This is a genomic window from Flavobacterium cyclinae (genome assembly GCF_021172145.1).
Lineage (GTDB): Bacteria > Bacteroidota > Bacteroidia > Flavobacteriales > Flavobacteriaceae > Flavobacterium > Flavobacterium cyclinae.
Genome location: NZ_CP089095.1, coordinates 1,994,520 through 2,013,071, shown reverse-complemented (window position 1 = coordinate 2,013,071; position 18,552 = coordinate 1,994,520). Strand labels below are relative to the sequence as shown.

Here is an 18,552-nt window from a genome sequence, read left to right as displayed (position 1 = left end):
AAAATAACTTTCGGAGTTTCTATTATTTTAGGATTTAATTTTTAAAATTTCAAATCAACAGCTGGTAAAAGTTTACTAGAAACTTCACCAAATCCAATTCTTAATTTATCTTTTTGACAGAAACCTCTAATAATCACGGTGTCATTATCGTTAATGAATTTTCGCTCAGAGCCATCTTTCATTTGAATTGGTTTTTGACCACCCCAAGTCAATTCTAACATTGAACCGAAAGAATCTTCTGTTGGTCCAGAAATGGTTCCACTACCCATCATATCACCTGAGTTTACTCTACATCCATTTATTGTATGATGCGCTAATTGTTGCGCCATTGACCAATACATATATTTGAAGTTTGAACGAGAAACAACAGTTTCTTCCGAATTTTCAGGTTTGATTATAACTTCTAAATTAATATCAAATGCTTTTTCTCCTTTTTGTTGCAAATAAGGTAATGGTTTTGGTGATTGCTCAGGACCTTTAACTCTAAATGGTTCTAAGGCATCCATGGTTACAATCCATGGTGAAATTGATGAAGCGAAGTTTTTTGCTAAGAAAGGACCAAGAGGCACATATTCCCATTTTTGAATATCACGTGCGCTCCAGTCGTTGAATAAAACCATTCCAAAGATATGATCTTCTGCTTCTTCAACCGGAATAGGTTCTCCCATTAAATTAGCGTCAGTTGTAATAAAAGCAGTTTCTAATTCAAAATCCACTAATCTTGATGGTCCAAACACGGGTGTTGTTTCTCCGTTTGGCAACGTTTGTCCGTATGGTCTGTGCACTGGAATTCCAGATGGAACTATTGTAGAGCTTCTTCCGTGATAGCCTACTGGAATGTGTAACCAGTTTGGTAATAATGCGTTTTCTGGATCACGGAACATTTTTCCAACGTTAGTAGCATGTTCTTTAGAACTGTAAAAATCAGTATAATCACCAATTTGAACTGGCAAAAGCATTTCGATATCTTCTACATTAAAGATTACAACCTCTCTATGATCTTTATTATCTCTAAGTTTAGGGTTATTTTCGTCAAAAAGTTCGGCTAAACGATTTCTAACTAACCTCCATGTCTTTTTTCCATCAGAAATAAAATCATTTAGAGTATCTTGCATGAACATATCGTCAGTAAGTTCTATTCCATCAAAATACCCTAATTGTTGTAAAGCTCCCATGTCTATTGCACAATTTCCTATTCTTGTACCAATAGTAATAACATCTTCTTTTGTAATAAAAACACCAAAAGGAATGTTTTGGATAGGGAAATCACTATTTTCAGGAACATTTATCCATGATTTTCTATTTGGGTCGTTTGCTGTGTTAGGCATATTTATATTGTTAGTTTGTTGTTGAAAAATTATGAATCAAATATAAAATTATCTATTAATGTAACAAACCTTTTTTGTAATTTTGACCTAATTTTAACGAATATTTATTGCAATGCAACGCGACGAACAAATTTTTGACCTAATTCTTGATGAACAAGATAGACAAATTCACGGAATTGAATTAATTGCTTCTGAAAACTTTGTAAGCGACCAAGTAATGGAAGCTGCAGGTTCATGTTTAACTAACAAATATGCCGAAGGGTATCCTGGTAAAAGATATTACGGAGGATGTGAAGTGGTAGATATTGTAGAACAAATAGCAATTGACAGAGCCAAAGCTTTGTTTGGTGCTGAGTATGTAAACGTGCAACCTCACTCAGGTTCTCAAGCAAATACTGCGGTTTTTGCAGCTTGTTTGCAACCAGGTGATACCATTTTAGGATTTGATTTATCTCATGGTGGGCACTTAACTCATGGTTCTCCAGTTAATTTCTCAGGAAAATTATATCGTCCTGTATTTTATGGAGTAGAAGAAGAGACAGGAGTATTGAATTATGATAAAATTCAAGAAATTGCTTTAAGAGAAAAACCAAAAATGATTATTGCTGGAGCTTCAGCTTATTCTCGTGACATGGATTTTAAACGATTTAGAGAGATTGCAGATAGCGTTGGTGCTTTATTATTAGCCGATATTTCACATCCATCTGGGTTAATTGCAAAAGGTTTATTAAATGATCCAATTCCACATTGTCATATTGTAACTACAACGACTCATAAAACATTAAGAGGTCCAAGAGGAGGAATGATTATGATGGGGAAAGATTTTGAAAATCCATGGGGATTAACCACTCCAAAAGGAGAAATCAGAATGATGTCTCACGTTTTAGATATGTCGGTTTTTCCTGGAAATCAAGGTGGACCTTTAATGCATATTATTGCTGCTAAAGCAGTTGCTTTTGGTGAAGCATTAACAGATGAGTTTTTCCGTTATGCAATGCAAGTGAAGAAAAATGCACAAGCAATGGCAGAAGCTTTCAATAAAAGAGGTTATAAATTAATTTCGGGTGGTACAGATAACCACATGATGTTGATTGATTTAAGAAACAAAGGAATTTCTGGTAAAGATGCTGAAAATGCATTAGTAAAAGCAGAAATTACAGTAAATAAAAACATGGTGCCATTTGATGATAAATCACCATTTGTAACTTCTGGTATTCGTGTGGGAACTCCTGCAATTACAACTCGTGGTTTAGTTGAAGAAGATATGGAAACAGTGGTAGCTTTAATCGATAAAGTATTAATGAATCATACCGATGAAGCAGTTTTAGAACAAGTTGCTGAAGAAGTTAATGAATTAATGAGCGAAAGAGCAATGTTTGTTTTTTAATTGAAAGATTAAATATTAAATAAAAAATCCGAGCATTGCTCGGATTTTTTATTTTGACTTCTAAATTCGTAATTTTCTTATTCGTAATTATTTTCCGTCTCTATCTACTTTAATTCGTTCAGGACGATTGGCTAATTCCCACGCTAAAGCAAAAGCTAATTGAGCTCGTTTTGCTAAGGCATCGTATTCAATTTTGTCTGGAGTATCACTTGGTAAGTGATAATCTGCATGTATTCCGTTAAAGAAAAAAATTGAAGGAATTCCTTTTTTTGCAAAGTTATAGTGGTCTGAACGGAAATATATTCTTTCCGGATCTTTTCTATCATTGTATTTGTAATCCAATTCTAATTGGGTATATTTAGTGTTTACAGCTTCATTAATATCATGTAATTCACTACTTAATCTGTCTGAACCAATAACATAAATGTAATTATTTGTGTTTGGATGGAGTGTATCTCTTCTTCCAATCATATCAATATTAATATCAGCAATTGTGTTTGCCAATGGGAATAAAGGATTCTCAGAATAATATCTTGAACCATGTAATCCATGTTCTTCACCTGTTACGTGTAAAAACAAGATAGAGCGTTTAGGTCCATGTCCTTTTTTCTGAGCTTCTTTAAATGCTTGAGCAATTTCTAGCAAAGCAACAGTTCCAGAACCATCATCATCAGCACCATTATAGATTTCACCATTTTTCATTCCCACATGGTCATAGTGAGCAGAAATCACTAAAATTTCATCTGGTTTTTCCGAACCTTTGATAAAAGCCCAAATGTTTTCTGAATCATTCAATTTAGGAGCAAAACCTCTTTTCATAAATTCAGAAGGTACTTTTTGATAGAAATCTGTAGCGCCAGGAGGAAAGCTAATTCCCATTTTTTTGTATTCATTAATCAAATACTCACCTGCCTTTTTTTGTCCAGGTTCTCCAGTGTTTCTACCTTGCATTTCATCACCAGCTACAATATATAAGTGCTTGCTTAGTTCGGGAGCAGTAATTGTAGTAATATAAGTTCCTGCTTCAGCTTCCTTTTTTTTGGCGGTTTGAGTAGAAGAACAACTCGCTAATAGAAGGGTTAGGATAGCACCTGAAAAAAATATTTTCTTCATAGTTTAGTTCGTTTAAATTAATAGTTTTAACAAATATAATAGTTAGTAGCTAAAAATGATTTTTTATTACCGATTTTTAACAATAAAAAATCCCAAATCCATTAAACTGGAATTTGGGATTTCTAAATTATAATTTTAAACGATTATTTTACTTCTTCTGTTGGAGTAATATCGTTAGAATTAGAAACATCTTTAGGAACATCTTCTCCTTTTAAATACGTTGGTAAATTTAAACCAGCCATATTAAATAGATCGTTTAAAGGAGGAACAGTTTTCATCATTCCTGACACAAAATTTGCTGTAGAACCATTACCATCTGTATTATTTCCTGAATCCCAAACCGTGATTTTATCAATCTTGATATTCTTAACAGCTTCAACTTGTGTTTTAACCAATTCAGGTAATTTTTCAATCAACAATAATTGGAATGCTTTTGTTGGATCACCACCAGCTGCGCCTACAACTTCACGATAACCTTCTGCTTGTTTTGTTAAGATTTCATACAAACCTTTTGCTTCCGCTTCCATTTTTGCAAAAATCGCATCAGCTTCTCCTTTTGCTTGCACTCTAATTCTCTCTGCTTCTGCTTGTGCGTCAATAACTGCTTTTTGTTTTGCAATTTCAGCTGGAATTACAATGTTAGCATTTTGAGTAGAACGTTCTCTTTCAGCACGAGCAGCTTCCGCTTTTTGTTCCGCTTGATATGCTTCTTCTAATGCTTTTGCTTGTTGTACTTTTTCAGAAGCTAACGCAATACGTAATGCTTCTGCTTCTTTTTCACGTCTTGCTGCTTCTGATTGAGCAATGGCAATTTTCGCCTCATTTTCTCCCTTAATCGCAATCGCGTTTGCTTCAGAAGTTGCTACACGAGTATCTCTTTGCGCTTCTGCTTTACCAATACTTTCATCTCTAAAAGCTGCAGCAATACTTACTTCTCTGTCTTTGTTTGTTACTGCGATTTTAACATCACGATCTCTGTGCGTTTCTGCAATTTGAACGTCTTTTTCACGATCAGCAACTGCTTTTCCAGTTTCCCCGATTTTCTCTTGCTCAGCAACTGAAATTTTAGCTTCGTTAATTGCTTTTGCAGCCGCTTCTTTTCCTAAAGCTTCAATATAACCCGATTCATCTTTGATATCGGTAACGTTAACGTTGATTAATTTTAATCCGATTTTCTTTAATTCAGAATCTACGTTTTTAGAAATGTTATCTAAAAATTTATCTCTATCCGAGTTAATTTCTTCAATCGTCATCGTTGCGATTACCAAACGTAATTGACCAAATAAGATATCTTTTGCCAACTCTTGAATTTGTTCCGGATGTAAACCTAACAAACGCTCAGCTGCTGTATTCATGCTGTCTGTTTCAGTAGAAATTGCAATTGTAAAACGACAAGGAACGTCAACACGAATGTTTTGTCTTGAAAGCGCATTGGTTAAATTCGCTTCAATAGAAATGGGTTTTAAATCTAAATATTGAAAATCCTGAATTACAGGCCAAATAAAGGCACCACCACCATGAACACATTTTGCAGATGTGCCACCAGTTTTTCCATAAATTACTAAAATTTTGTCTGAAGGACATCTTTTGTAACGCGAGATTAAAGTTACGATAGTAACAAATACTACGAAAGCTAGTACAATAATAATAGGTAAAATGTTCATATAAATAAAGGATTAGATTTTTTCTACGATAACTAAGTTGTACTCTACTGCAACTACTTTTACAGCAATTCCAGAAGAAAGTTTTTCAGATGAATTAGTAATAGCATCCAATTCATGAAATGAACCATTTACACTTATTTGGATTTTACCTTTACCAGATTTAGATTCAGGAATGGTCAAATATACTTCACCCGTTTTATTGATAGTATTTTCAATTTTGAAACTATTATCTTCTGAAAGTTTTACTATTTGTTTGATAATTAAAAAGAAAACACCAACAAATAGAATTCCAACTAGTAATGAAATACCAATTAAAATCGTTTTGTTTTCAATAGAATCATAAAGTGAAATTCCAGTCCAGCTAAAACCTAATAAAAAGTTGATTAAGTTTCTAAGAGTAAATATTTCGAAAGGCATATCACCATCACCGCCATCTGTATCGGCATCGGTTTCAGAACCACTAAATCCAATAAAAGTTGAAATAGTTTGTAATAGAAAAAAAATACTTACCGGTAAAGCAATGTACCAAAAAGCCTTGAGTAAAGGCTCATAATGTTCTAAAAAATTCATAGTTATCAGTTTGTTTTCTAATTATACGATTAGTTTTACAAAAAGTTACAATTTTAAAAAAAATACTGCTAACTAACTTTAAAATTACCATATTTTATTGATAAATTCTTGGATGTTGGAAATTGGATTATATTTTAAAAACGATATAAAAGCACTGCCAATGATTGCGCCTTTTTGAAATTCAGTTGCTTGATTGAAGGTGGTTTTGTCTTTAATTCCAAATCCAACTATTTGCTGATTTTTTAGTTTTAATTCGGAAATTCTTTTGAAATAATCCATTTGCTCTGAACCAAAACCAGATTGGCTTCCAGTAACCGCAGCCGAGCTAACCATATAAATAAAACTATCCGAAATTGTATCAATTTGTTTTATACGTTCGTTTGATGTTTGTGGCGAAATTAAAAAGATGTTTTTCAAATGGTATTTTTCGAAAATCGACTTGTATTCGGTTTCGTAAACGAATAGTGGTAAATCAGGAATAATTAAGCCATCAATCCCAACTTCAGCGCATTTTTGACAGAACTTTTCCATTCCAAATTGCATCATCGGATTGAAATAACCCATTATAATTAAAGGAATTTGAACCGATTTTCTAATGTTTTTTAATTGCTCAAATAGAAGCGAAGTCGTCATTCCATTTTCAATTGCAATTGTCGAACTTTCTTGAATGGTTGGTCCATCGGCTAACGGATCTGAAAATGGTAACCCAATTTCAATCATATCAACACCGTTTTTCTCCAATTCTTGGATAATGGTAACCGTATCGTTTAATTTTGGAAATCCTGCTGTAAAATAGATAGAAAGCAGTTTTTTATCTTCTTGTAATTTTTGGTTGATTCTGTTCATGTTTTTTGTTTTTAGCTAATCACTATTCACTAATTACTTATCACTTAAATTAAAATAATCAATATAAGTATTTAAATCTTTGTCGCCTCTTCCTGATAAGTTGATTACAACAATATCATTAGGTTGGAATTGTTTTTTATCCAAAACTGAAAAAGCATGTGCCGTTTCAATGGCTGGAATAATGCCTTCTGTTTTTGATACTTCTAATCCAGCTTGCATGGCTTCGGAATCTGTTATTGCAATGAATTCTGCTCTTTTAGTATCGTGTAAATGAGCATGAAGTGGTCCAACTCCAGGATAATCTAAACCTGCTGAAATTGAATAAGGTTCGGTAATTTGTCCGTCTTCTGTTTGCATTAATAAGGTTTTACTTCCGTGAATAATTCCAATTTTTCCTAAAACAGATGTCGCAGCACTTTCACCTGAATCAACGCCATGTCCTGCAGCTTCCACAGCAATTAATTTAACTGATTCTTCATCTAAAAATTCGTAAAAAGCACCAGCAGCATTACTTCCGCCACCCACACAAGCAATTACGTAATCTGGATTTTCTCTGCCTTCTTGTTTTAAAAGTTGGGATTTAATTTCTTTGGAAATAACACTTTGAAAGCGTGCCACCATATCAGGATAAGGATGAGGTCCAACCACAGAACCTATAATATAAAACGTATCAATTGGGTTATTAATCCAATCGCGAATGGCTTCGTTTGTAGCATCTTTTAAAGTTTTTGACCCCGAAGTTGCAGCACGAACTTCTGCGCCTAACATTTTCATGCGAGCTACATTTGGAGCCTGACGTTTAATATCAACTTCACCCATATACACAATACATTCTAATCCCATTAGAGCACAAACCGTTGCCGTTGCCACGCCGTGTTGTCCTGCGCCAGTTTCTGCAATAATTCTGGTTTTTCCTAAACGCTTGGCAACTAAAATTTGACCGATGGTGTTGTTGATTTTGTGTGCTCCAGTGTGACATAAATCTTCTCGCTTCAAGTAGATTTTGGTATTGTATTTTTCGGATAAGCGTTTGGCAAAATACAGAGGCGTTGGGCGACCTACAAATTGTTGTAATAAGTCGTTAAACTCTTCTTGGAAAGAAGGTTCAGTCATTATTTTAAGATAGTTTACTTTTAATTCTTCAACATTGGGATACAACATTTCTGGAATAAAAGCACCTCCAAATTTTCCGTAAAATCCGTTTTCATCAACATTATATTTCATATAGCAATTTTTTAAATTTTTGTAATTTGATTTTATTTTTGATTCCAGGTTTTTTCTCAAAACGACTGTTAACATCAATTGCGTAGCATTTTTTTGCACCGGGTGATTTTAGAAATTCTTTTAATCCGTCAATTTCTGTTGTTCCAATTCCACCACTTAAAAAATACGGAACATTAAAGTGATAGTTTTCCAAGACATTCCAATCGAAAGTAATGCCATTTCCTCCCGGTAATTTTCCTTTGGTATCAAAAAGAAAATAATCGACAGCTAATACATAATCTTTAACCACAGAAAAATTGAAATTCGAATCCATAGAAAAAACTTTGATGACTTCAACACCGAGTTTTTTTACGTTTTTACAAAAAATAACCGACTCATTTCCATGTAATTGAATGATGTCTAATTGGTATTGATTAATTTTCGAAGCAATTTCTTGTATGGACGCATTCACAAAAACCCCAACTCTTTTTGTAGTTTCAAGAAGTTCAGGAATAACATCTAAAGTCATATTTCGTTTTGATTTTTCCCAAAAGATAAAACCAAGATAATCAGGTTGTAAAGCAGAAATTTCCATGATGTTTTCTGAATCTTTCATGCCACAAATTTTTAGTTTTATATTTTTCATGACATTAGTTTTTGAATGAATCGTTTAGCTTCCAAACCAGGATTTTCGGTTTTCATGAAATGTTCTCCCGTTAAAAAGCCTTGATAGCCAAATTGTTGCAATTCATTTACAGCCTCAATTGAACTAATGCCACTTTCAGATACTTTTACAAATTCGTCTGGAATTTTAGTAGCTAATTCTTTGCTGTAATCTAAACTCACTTCAAAAGTTTTTAAATTGCGATTGTTCACGCCAATCATATCCAAACTTGGCATAATCGATTTTTCCAATTCTTCCAAATTGTGAACTTCTAACAATACTTCTAAACCTAAACTTTGTGCAAATTCTGAAAGTTGCTTTATTTTTTCTCGAGTTAAAACCGCTGCAATTAGTAAGATTACATCGGCTCCGTGGGCTTTGGCTTCTAAAATTTGGTATTCGTCAACAATGAATTCTTTTCGTAACAACGGAACATTTACCGAAGATTTCGCTAATAATAAATCATCTAAACTTCCACCAAAATATTTAGCATCCGTCAAAACGGAAATTCCGCATACTCCAGCATTTTGATAACCTAAAACCACATCTTCAACGGAATGATTATTATTGATAACCGATTTCGATGGTGAACGACGTTTATGCTCCGCAATAATTCCTGAAAAGCTGTTTTTTAATAACTTACTCATTGAATAGGTTCGAGAATTGAATAAAACAGAAGTTTCTAATTGCGAAACGGGAATGATGCTTTTCTTTAGTTCGACTTCACGTTTTTTGTCGGTGATGATTTTATCTAAAATATTCATAGTTATTATTTTGTGTCACATCGAGCGCAGTCGAGATGTTCATAAGTTCTCGATTGCGCTCGAACTGACAAATTTTAGTTACTTATTGCGATTAATTTTTTCAATTTCTCCAATGCTTTTCCGCTGGTTAAACTTTCTTGCGCTTTGGCTAAAGCTTCATCATAATTTAATTTTTCAACCGTTTGAATGGCGATGGCTGCATTAGCGCAAACAACATTGTTTTGAGCCGTTGTTCCTTTTCCAGAAATGACATCGTAGAAAATTTTAGCTGATTCATCAACAGTTGTTCCGCCTTTGATAGTTTCTAATTTACATTCGGGAAGTTTAAAATCTGTTGGTTTTAAGATTTGTTCGGATGTATTAGAAATTAATTTTACTTCATCGGTTAAGGAAACTTCGTCAAAACCACTTAATCCGTGTAAAATGGAGTAGTTGGTAGTAGTGTTTTGATATAAATAGGCATACATTCGCGCTAATTCCAAACTAAAAACTCCCACCATTTGATTTTTTGGAAAGGAAGGATTTACCATTGGTCCCAACATATTAAAAAACGTTTTTACACCAAGTTCTTTTCGAATTGGTCCAACATTTTTCATAGCAGGGTGGAAGAGTGGAGCATGAAGAATGGCAATATTGGTTTCTTCGATAGACTTGGTCAAAAAACTAATATCATTTGTGAATTTTACGCCCATTTTTTCCATTACATTGCTCGATCCTGAAATCGAAGAAACACCGTAATTTCCATGTTTCGCGACTTTAATTCCTGCTCCAGCTACGATGAAAGAAGCTAAAGTGGAAATATTGAACGTGTCTTTACCATCTCCACCCGTTCCACACAAATCGATGGTATTGTAGGCGGAAAAATCAACAGGAATACACAATTCCAACAAAGCTTCACGTAAACCAGCTAGTTCTTCAATGGTAATGCTTCGCATCATGTAAACCGTCATAAATGCTGCAATTTGACTCGGATTGTAACTTCCTGAAGAAATATTGACCAAAACATCTTTAGCTTCCTCTTTAGTTAAGATTTCGTGTTGAATTAAACGATTTAATATATTTTTCATTTTTTTAATTTTAAAATTAGACATAAGTTGGGCTGTACTTCACTAATTTTGTTTTAGTGAAGCAAGAAATTTAGCCTGTATGTTGTTGCTAATTAATGGCTAAGCCAATTCTCTAGGATTTTTTTTCCGTAAGGCGTTAAAACGCTTTCTGGATGATATTGAACACCTCGAATATCAAAATGAGCGTGTTTCATCGACATGATTTGACCGTTTTCATCAGTAGAAGTTACGATTAAATCTTCTGGAAGGTTTTCATTTGAAACGACCCAAGAATGGTAACGCCCAACTTCGAATTCGTTAGGTAAATCATTAAAAATAAAATCATCTTCATTTTTAGTAACTTTTGTAGCTACACCATGATAGACTTTTTCTAAGTTGGTTAATTTTCCTCCGAAAACTTCACCAATTGCTTGCAAACCAAGGCATACACCAAAAATACTTTTTGAAGAAGCGTATTTTTTTATCACATCTTTTAGTAAACCCGCTTCATCAGGTATTCCTGGTCCTGGAGAAAGTAGAATTTTATCAAATTTTTCCAATTCATTTAATTCAAACTCGTCGTTTCTGAAAACGGTTACTTCAGCGTTCAAATCTTCTAAATAGTGAACCAAATTATATGTAAAACTATCGTAATTGTCTATAACTGCTATTTTCATTTCTTTAATTTTTTTTCAATTTCAAGGGCAAATTCAATTTCAAAATTCAAGTTCTTTTTTTTAAAACACAGATTTTAGAAATTTGATAAATTTAAAAAGTCTCGACTTCGCTCGACTTGACAATTTGTACTTGATTTTTGTTTTTGTTCTTGAACTTGTTCTTGCACTTGTTTATATGTTTTCTGCTAAATCTAATGCTTTTTGTAATGCTCCTAATTTATTATAAACTTCTTGCATTTCGTTTTCTTCTGAGGAACTTTCTACAATTCCGGCTCCCGCCCGAAAATGTAAAGTATGATTTTTACTCAAAAAAGAACGAATCATAATAGCGTGATTGAAATTCCCTTCAAAATCCAAAACTCCGATGGCGCCACCATAAAAACTTCTGTTGGTTTTTTCAATGTTTTCAATCAATTCCATAGCTTTTATTTTTGGAGCACCAGTTAGTGTTCCGGCTGGAAAAGTTTTAGCAACTAACTCCATAAAAGTATGATTTTCTTTTAATTTTCCTGATACTTTTGAAACCAAATGAATTACGTGAGAGAAAAATTGGACTTCCTTGTATTTTTCTACTTTCACTTCGTTACAGCTTCTGCTTAAATCATTTCTAGCTAAATCGACTAACATAACGTGTTCGCTGTTTTCTTTGGTGTCTTCGCCTAATTTTTTAGCTAATTCGGCATCTTGTTCGTCGTTTCCTGTGCGTTTGAATGTACCAGCGATAGGATGAATTTCAGCAAGATTGTTTTTGATAACCAATTGTGCTTCAGGCGATGAACCAAATATTTTGAAATTTCCGTAATCGAAATAAAACAAATAAGGTGAAGGATTGATACTTCGTAAAGCACGATACACATTGAATTCATCACCTTTGAAATCTTGAGAAAATCTTCTAGATAAAACCAATTGAAAAACTTCACCACGTAAACAATGTTTTTTGGCTAATGTAACATAATTTTTGAATTCGTCATCAGTTAAGTTAGAAGTTCCGTTTCCTGATTTTTGGAAGGAGAATGAAGCAAAGTTTTTCGCTTGAAATAATTGTTCGATTTCAGCTATATTGTTGCTTCCGTCAACACTATGACAGAATATATACGCTTCGTTTTTAAAATGATTGATTGCGATTATATTCTGATAAACAGCGTAAAAGATTTCAGGAATTTCGTTTTCTGTTGATTTTTTTGCAATTGATACTTTTTCAAAATATTGAATCGAATCATAAGCTAAATAACCAAATAATCCTTGTGTTATGAATTTAAAATCTGACTTTTCTGTTTCAAATTGATTTGAAAAGTTTTCGATTTCTTTAGCAACATTAACATCAGCATCAATTGGGATAATTTCTGAAAAACCATCTGGTAATTGTGTTTCAATCTTTCTGTTTTCTACTTTTATTGATGCAATTGGATTAAAACAGATATACGAAAAACTGTTGTCATTCGCATGATAATCAGAACTCTCCAAAAGAATACTGTTTGGAAATTTATCGCGAATCTTCAAGTAAATACTCACTGGTGTAATGGTGTCGGCTAGAATTTGTTTGTAGTGGGTATGTAATTTATATTTTTTCATATTTGATTTAATTTTTGACAATAAAAAAAGGCTTGTCGTGATTGACAAGCCTTTTCTATGTATTTGGTTTTAAATTATACTATAGCAGGTTTCGCTCACGACGTTTGACGTAAGTTAGACCACCACCAAGTATTGTTTAAAATTGAAATCATTTTCTTAATTGTATATGCAAATATTTGTAATTAATTTTTGAATAACCAAATTTTTTAATATAAACTTGGATATTTTGTTGGATTTGCCTCGTTCATAATAGCGTAAACTTTTTCAAAAATGTCTTCTGCAGAAGGTTTTGAGAAGTAATCGCCGTCTGTTCCGTAAGCTGGTCGGTGTGCTTTTGAAGCTAATGTTTGAGGAGCGCTATCTAAATGTTTATAAGCGTTTTGATTTTCTACAATTTCTTGTAAAATATAAGCGCTTGCTCCACCAGGAACGTCTTCATCAATTACTAACAAACGATTTGTTTTTGCTACCGATTTTACGATGTCATGATTAATATCGAAAGGAAGTAACGATTGAATGTCAATGATTTCAGCGCTAATTCCAACAGATTCTAATTCATTTGCCGCTTGTTCTACTAAGCGCAATGTAGAACCGTAAGAAACTAAGGTAATATCCATTCCTTGTTTTATAGTTTCAACAACTCCGATAGGTGTTTTGAATTCGCCTAAGTTGGTTGGCATTTTTTCTTTTAAACGATAACCATTCAAACATTCTACAACTAATGCAGGTTCGTCAGTTTCTAATAAAGTGTTGTAAAAACCTGCAGCTTTGGTCATGTTTCTTGGAACCAAAACGTGAATCCCTCTAATTGCATTGATAATCATTCCCATAGGAGAACCCGAATGCCAAACACCTTCTAAACGGTGACCACGAGTTCTGATGATTAAAGGTGCTTTTTGACGACCAGCGGTTCTATATTGTAATGTAGCTAAATCATCACTCATGATTTGAATAGCATACAACAAATAATCTAAATATTGAATCTCAGCAATTGGACGTAATCCTCTCATTGCCATTCCAATTCCTTGACCTAAAATTGTAGCTTCACGAATTCCGACATCGGCAACACGTAATTCTCCGTATTTTTCTTGCATGCCTTCCAAACCTTGGTTTACGTCACCAATATTTCCAGAATCCTCACCAAAAATTAACGTTTCTGGATATTTAGAAAAGATAGCATCAAAGTTATCTCTTAAAACCAAACGAGCATCTACATCTTCAGCTGTTGCATCGTATGTTGGAGCTACTTCTTTGGTTTTTAATACGTTTTTATCTGATTGAGAAAATAAATGCGAACTGAATTTAGGTTGAATTTTTTCTGTATAATTTTCAATCCAAGACGCCAAATTAGTTCGAGAATTTTCTTTTATAATCATTCGTAACACTTTACGTGCCGCTACTAAAATATCTTTACGAATAGGTTCTTTTATTGAAGCAATATCATTAGCAATTTTTTCAATAAACACTTTGTTTTCACTTTGTGAAGCGATGGTGTTTAATAGAGCAACTAAATCTTGTTGTTCTGCTTTAATTGGAGTAGTAAAGTTGGTCCAAGCCGCTTTTTTACCTTCTAAAACATCTTTTTTAGCTTGGTTATCAATTTCATCTAGTTCTTCTGAAGTAGCGATATTGTTTTCAATTAACCAAGTTTTCATCTTTGCGATACAATCAAATTCTGCTTCCCAAGCCAAACGTTCAGCATTTTTATAACGTTCGTGACTTCCAGAAGTAGAGTGACCTTGTGGTTGCGTTAATTCTTGAACGTGAACTAAAACTGGTACATGTTCTTCACGTGCAATTTGAGAAGCTTTTTGATACGTTTCTACTAAGCTTGGGTAATCCCAACCTTTAACACGTAAAATTTCATACCCTTTTGTATTTTCATCACGTTGGAAACCTTTTAAGATTTCAGAGATGTTTTCTTTTGTAGTTTGATGGCGAGCATGAACTGAAATCCCATATTCGTCGTCCCAAACACTCATTACCATTGGTACTTGTAAAACACCGGCAGCGTTGATGGTTTCGAAGAATAATCCTTCAGAAGTTGAAGCATTTCCGATAGTTCCCCAAGCTACTTCGTTTCCGTTTTCGGAGAAGTTGGTTTGGTTGATACCTGATACATTTCTATATATTTTTGAAGCCTGAGCCAATCCTAACAAACGAGGCATTTGCCCAGCGGTAGGAGAGATATCAGAACTCGAATTCTTTTGTTGAGTTAAGTTGTTCCAATTTCCGTTTTCGTCTAAAGAATGCGTAGCAAAGTGACCACCCATTTGACGTCCAGCACTCATTGGGTCAAAATTAATATCTGTATGGCCATATAACCCAGCGAAAAATTGCTCAATATTTAAAGCGCCAATTGCCATCATAAAGGTTTGGTCACGGTAATATCCTGAACGAAAATCACCGTTTTGAAATGCTTTTGCCATGGCTAATTGCGGTACTTCTTTACCATCACCAAAAATTCCGAACTTTGCTTTACCAGTAAGTACTTCTTTTCTTCCAAGAAGGCTACATTCTCTACTGATTCGGGCGATTTTATAATCGTTAATGACTTCTTTTTTAAAATCTTCAAAAGAAACTACTTCCGATGTTGTTGCTGTTTTCATAAGCTGGATATACGAAATTGATAATTCAACAAATTTAAATAAAACGAGTTACAAAACAATATGATGTTTAATATTTTTTTAATTATTATTAAATTATCAATGGTTTTGATTTGAAAAACGCAATGAATTCATTTTAAAATCACTTTTTATTGTTAAATTGTTAAACAAATAGATAAAAATCTATTAAAACCATTTTCTAGTAAATAGTGAAATTAATGTTTTTGGACTTAATGTAACAACGAAACGAATTTGTTGTCCATAATTAGCATCATCTAAAGCGAATCCGTTTGATGAATAGACAGGTAAGAAAAGTTCAAAATAATCGGGTACCAAATTGAAATGTAATCCTGAATCGTAAACAAATTTAGCACTTGTATGTTTGTTTTTTAGCATACCAGCATCTCCATAGACTTGTATCCAATTCCAAATATTGAATGTTCCATTAAGAGTTGTCATCCATTGATTTGCAAATCTAGTATCCAATTTAGATTTAAATCCACCTTCAGCATAAACATATTGTTGGCTGTAAATTCCGGTAGTTTCGCTTCTACCTAAAAGACTATAATCAAACATATAATCATTTAGTCTATCTAATCCAAAACTAAAGAAATCTGAATTGGTACTTCTGTACATAAAAGCACCTGCAAAAAGACGTAAACTAATTTGACGATTGTTTTCGAAAAGTTTACGATAATGTATTTCAGTAGCTACTTTACCAAAAGAACCAGATAATTGAAAATCATTTAAGAGCGAGAAATGTTTGGTTCCTTCAGATTGATAATTTCCGTATTTAATATTGAAAATATTATAATTTTCTGTATTTGTATCAATTGTAAATTCAGATTTATCTCGGTTAATGTACACTTGTCTAAGTTGGATAAACTCGTTTTTATTGGTTCTTAAGTTTTCATCTCTGAATCTAAATTGAACTATTGGAACAAAGTTAGAATAAAAGGCGTCTTTGGCATAATGAAATCGGCTTCCAGTTACCAAATAGCGAATACTGTACAATTTGCCTTTCTCTCTTATGTTGTCTTCAACCACTGCTGAGAATTTCCCAACAAATTTTCCTGTGTTACTAGAGTACATAGGTGTTGCACTAAATGTAAAAGGTTTGTTTAAAATGGATTTGTTGTTAATTCTCATTCCTAAAGCTACTCCATCATAAATATTAAATTCGGCTTCGGGAACATAAAATATTTGATTGTAGTACGGGTTTTCTAAATCTCTAAAAAATAAGAATTTAAATGGTCTGTTATTGAAGAAAAATCCTTTTAAAGATTTCCAATTATTTCTCAAATTATATTCAGGGACTTCGTTGTTGTAATTCAGAGTTAATTTATCGGCATCAAATCTAGGAATTACGATGGTAGAATCGCTTGTGATATTTGTAATCCAGCTTTTGTGAATAACCTCATTGTTCTTAATATGATATAATGATATGGGAACATTAGTTCCTGTTTTATTAATGATGTTTACTGATAATGAATCTTTAGTTTTCGTTACCTTACCAAATTTATAATCAATTAAGTCGCGAGTTTCAACAACAGTTCTAAAAAACCAATTGATATCTTTAGGGCTATTTTTTAATAATATAGTTTCAAATTGACGTGAGTTTGTACCAAAAAATTGATTCTCTTGAATGTATTCTTTTATTGAATTGTGAACAATGTCGTTTCCAAGATAACTATCTAGATATTTAAAACTTAAACCTGCTCTATATTTACTGGCAATTTGTTCGTTAAATTTTATGAGTTTATTTTTTGGTTCATTTAATGGTTGGTCTAAATTTTTTCTGGCCATAAGCATGTACAAATAATTGTGCTGTAGGTTAAAATCAAGATTTATAAAATGATAAGGTTTTAATAATTTTAAACTTGAAATATTTCCCGTCATTTTTAAATCTGGATAAAATTCATCAATATATTGCATCATTAAAAATACTTGAATACCATCATGAATCCAATAATCTTTTCTGTGATTTAAATCAATGTTTTCTTTTAAATAGTTATTTAAGTAAGATTTAATAAATTTTAATTCATACAAAAGGTCATTAGGAAAAGGACTTAAAAAACTTGGTAATTGATTTAGGCCATAAAAAGGTTGTCTGGCATAATCTTCATTACTAATTACTATTTTTTTTGTTAAAGGCATTCCTAATTTTGATGCTGTAAATCTTGTGATTTTATCAAATATTATTGCCTTTTGAATTTCATTTACATGATTGTCTTCAATACCGCAACTAACTTCAATAATTTCATTTTTATAGGTTTGGTAAGTGTTAGTGGGTTGTATGATTATTGAAATATCATTTTTATTTTCTGAACTTAAGATTACTTTTTTGGTAGTGTTTTGTTCAATAGTGTTAATTTCGTTTAAGTTGCTAGATAAAAAATAATTTGAAGGTAATTCAAATTCTATTTCAAAATCAGATGCTGCGTTTGGAATGTCATCTAAATTTTCATTGCTTTGTTGGACAAATTGTTTGTATTCATACTTAGATGGATTTAAAAACCAATCTTTTAATGTAATTCTTCCATTGCTATCAAATCCATATTTTGTGAATTTTGAATCAGGAATTTTAATTACATAGACTAATGTAAATGTTTTTTTTGAACAAGGTAAAAGAGGTTGGTTCAGATTTAATTTAACTAAGTCGACTTTATCATTTGGTCTTTCCCAATAAATATTTTGGTAATTTTCATCTACAATTGAAGTAATATTGGTATATCCTCTTTCTTTGTCAGTAGCTAAATGGAAAGCTCTGATGAATTCATCCGAAAAGCGTTTAGCTAATGCAGATGATTTTGAAGAAAAAGCATTATTCCAGTCGTTTAAAATGATATGTTGTAAAGTATCGTTACTAGTGTTGTTATAAGTTAAAGTTTGATTGATTAGTAGTGTATGATCTTCAATATTTACTCTCACAATCATCTTTGTAGAATGTTGTGAATAAATTAGAAAAGGGAAAATAAGGAGGATTATTTTTAAAACTAATTTCAAAATCGTAATGGCTTTTTTATTTAGATGACAAATTAAGTAAAAAGTTGCTTAATGCAATGCAAAATATAAAAATACTCGTACAATCGAATTAAAATTAGCTTAAAAT

Annotated in this window: 14 protein-coding genes; 1 reads left to right on the top strand and 13 read right to left on the bottom strand. The window is 32.6% G+C overall.

What is annotated here, in order from left to right; genetic code table 11:
• Positions 1–41 precede the first annotated feature (41 nt).
• A complete protein-coding gene (gene fahA, locus LOS86_RS09395; protein ID WP_231841850.1) occupies positions 42–1,328 on the bottom strand; it encodes a fumarylacetoacetase in 1,287 nt (428 codons plus the stop codon).
• Between the two features lie 112 nt (positions 1,329–1,440).
• On the opposite strand from fahA, the gene glyA reads away from it, so the two are divergent.
• Positions 1,441–2,715, top strand: coding sequence for a serine hydroxymethyltransferase (gene glyA, locus LOS86_RS09390; protein WP_231841849.1), 1,275 nt, complete (start codon positions 1,441–1,443; stop codon positions 2,713–2,715).
• Positions 2,716–2,802: 87 nt separating this feature from the next.
• Here glyA and LOS86_RS09385 read toward each other — a convergent pair whose 3' ends face one another.
• The 12 genes from LOS86_RS09385 to LOS86_RS09330 form a co-directional block, all read right to left on the bottom strand.
• The gene (locus LOS86_RS09385) at positions 2,803–3,828 is read right to left on the bottom strand and encodes a M28 family metallopeptidase (protein WP_231841848.1); all 1,026 of its coding nucleotides are present in this window, start codon (positions 3,826–3,828) and stop codon (positions 2,803–2,805) included.
• 143 nt (positions 3,829–3,971) lie between these two features.
• Positions 3,972–5,492: a flotillin family protein gene (locus LOS86_RS09380; RefSeq protein ID WP_231841847.1), complete on the bottom strand. Its 1,521-nt coding sequence runs from the start codon at positions 5,490–5,492 to the stop codon at positions 3,972–3,974.
• 12 nt (positions 5,493–5,504) lie between these two features.
• Positions 5,505–6,062 (bottom strand): serine protease, encoded by a 558-nt coding sequence (locus tag LOS86_RS09375; protein WP_231841846.1) that lies wholly within the window; start codon positions 6,060–6,062, stop codon positions 5,505–5,507.
• Positions 6,063–6,146: 84 nt separating this feature from the next.
• A complete protein-coding gene (gene trpA / locus LOS86_RS09370) occupies positions 6,147–6,908 on the bottom strand; it encodes a tryptophan synthase subunit alpha (protein ID WP_231841845.1) in 762 nt (253 codons plus the stop codon).
• A gap of 33 nt (positions 6,909–6,941) precedes the next feature.
• Complete coding sequence (trpB, locus tag LOS86_RS09365; protein ID WP_231841844.1) at positions 6,942–8,132, bottom strand: tryptophan synthase subunit beta; 1,191 nt, start codon at positions 8,130–8,132, stop codon at positions 6,942–6,944.
• On the bottom strand, positions 8,122–8,757 hold the full coding sequence (locus LOS86_RS09360) for a phosphoribosylanthranilate isomerase (RefSeq protein WP_231841843.1): 636 nt from the start codon (positions 8,755–8,757) through the stop codon (positions 8,122–8,124). The genes trpB and LOS86_RS09360 overlap by 11 nt, the downstream gene beginning before the upstream one ends.
• Positions 8,754–9,539 carry an indole-3-glycerol phosphate synthase TrpC gene (gene trpC, locus LOS86_RS09355; RefSeq protein WP_231841842.1) on the bottom strand — a complete coding sequence of 262 codons (786 nt, stop codon included), beginning with the start codon at positions 9,537–9,539 and terminating at the stop codon, positions 8,754–8,756. Before trpC ends, LOS86_RS09360 begins: the two co-directional genes overlap by 4 nt.
• Positions 9,540–9,613: 74 nt before the next feature.
• Complete coding sequence (gene trpD, locus LOS86_RS09350; protein WP_231841841.1) at positions 9,614–10,606, bottom strand: anthranilate phosphoribosyltransferase; 993 nt, start codon at positions 10,604–10,606, stop codon at positions 9,614–9,616.
• 92 nt (positions 10,607–10,698) lie between these two features.
• Positions 10,699–11,262 carry an anthranilate synthase component II gene (locus tag LOS86_RS09345; protein WP_231841840.1) on the bottom strand — a complete coding sequence of 188 codons (564 nt, stop codon included), beginning with the start codon at positions 11,260–11,262 and terminating at the stop codon, positions 10,699–10,701.
• 171 nt (positions 11,263–11,433) lie between these two features.
• Positions 11,434–12,834 (bottom strand): anthranilate synthase component I family protein, encoded by a 1,401-nt coding sequence (locus tag LOS86_RS09340; RefSeq protein WP_231841839.1) that lies wholly within the window; start codon positions 12,832–12,834, stop codon positions 11,434–11,436.
• Between the two features lie 206 nt (positions 12,835–13,040).
• Positions 13,041–15,443 (bottom strand): alpha-ketoacid dehydrogenase subunit alpha/beta, encoded by a 2,403-nt coding sequence (locus LOS86_RS09335; protein ID WP_231841838.1) that lies wholly within the window; start codon positions 15,441–15,443, stop codon positions 13,041–13,043.
• A 183-nt stretch (positions 15,444–15,626) separates the two neighbouring features.
• Positions 15,627–18,377, bottom strand: a complete 2,751-nt coding sequence (locus LOS86_RS09330) for a gluzincin family metallopeptidase (protein ID WP_231841837.1) — start codon at positions 18,375–18,377, stop codon at positions 15,627–15,629.
• Positions 18,378–18,552 lie beyond the last annotated feature (175 nt).

Excerpts from the sequence above, each read along its gene's own strand:
- fahA (WP_231841850.1), bottom strand. The coding sequence starts at position 1,328 with ATGCCTAACACAGCAAACGACCCAAATAGAAAATCATGGATAAATGTT.
- glyA (WP_231841849.1), top strand. The coding sequence starts at position 1,441 with ATGCAACGCGACGAACAAATTTTTGACCTAATTCTTGATGAACAAGAT.
- LOS86_RS09385 (WP_231841848.1), bottom strand. The coding sequence starts at position 3,828 with ATGAAGAAAATATTTTTTTCAGGTGCTATCCTAACCCTTCTATTAGCG.
- LOS86_RS09380 (WP_231841847.1), bottom strand. The coding sequence starts at position 5,492 with ATGAACATTTTACCTATTATTATTGTACTAGCTTTCGTAGTATTTGTT.
- LOS86_RS09375 (WP_231841846.1), bottom strand. The coding sequence starts at position 6,062 with ATGAATTTTTTAGAACATTATGAGCCTTTACTCAAGGCTTTTTGGTAC.
- trpA (WP_231841845.1), bottom strand. The coding sequence starts at position 6,908 with ATGAACAGAATCAACCAAAAATTACAAGAAGATAAAAAACTGCTTTCT.
- trpB (WP_231841844.1), bottom strand. The coding sequence starts at position 8,132 with ATGAAATATAATGTTGATGAAAACGGATTTTACGGAAAATTTGGAGGT.
- LOS86_RS09360 (WP_231841843.1), bottom strand. The coding sequence starts at position 8,757 with ATGAAAAATATAAAACTAAAAATTTGTGGCATGAAAGATTCAGAAAAC.
- trpC (WP_231841842.1), bottom strand. The coding sequence starts at position 9,539 with ATGAATATTTTAGATAAAATCATCACCGACAAAAAACGTGAAGTCGAA.
- trpD (WP_231841841.1), bottom strand. The coding sequence starts at position 10,606 with ATGAAAAATATATTAAATCGTTTAATTCAACACGAAATCTTAACTAAA.
- LOS86_RS09345 (WP_231841840.1), bottom strand. The coding sequence starts at position 11,262 with ATGAAAATAGCAGTTATAGACAATTACGATAGTTTTACATATAATTTG.
- LOS86_RS09340 (WP_231841839.1), bottom strand. The coding sequence starts at position 12,834 with ATGAAAAAATATAAATTACATACCCACTACAAACAAATTCTAGCCGAC.
- LOS86_RS09335 (WP_231841838.1), bottom strand. The coding sequence starts at position 15,443 with ATGAAAACAGCAACAACATCGGAAGTAGTTTCTTTTGAAGATTTTAAA.
- LOS86_RS09330 (WP_231841837.1), bottom strand. The coding sequence starts at position 18,377 with ATGATTGTGAGAGTAAATATTGAAGATCATACACTACTAATCAATCAA.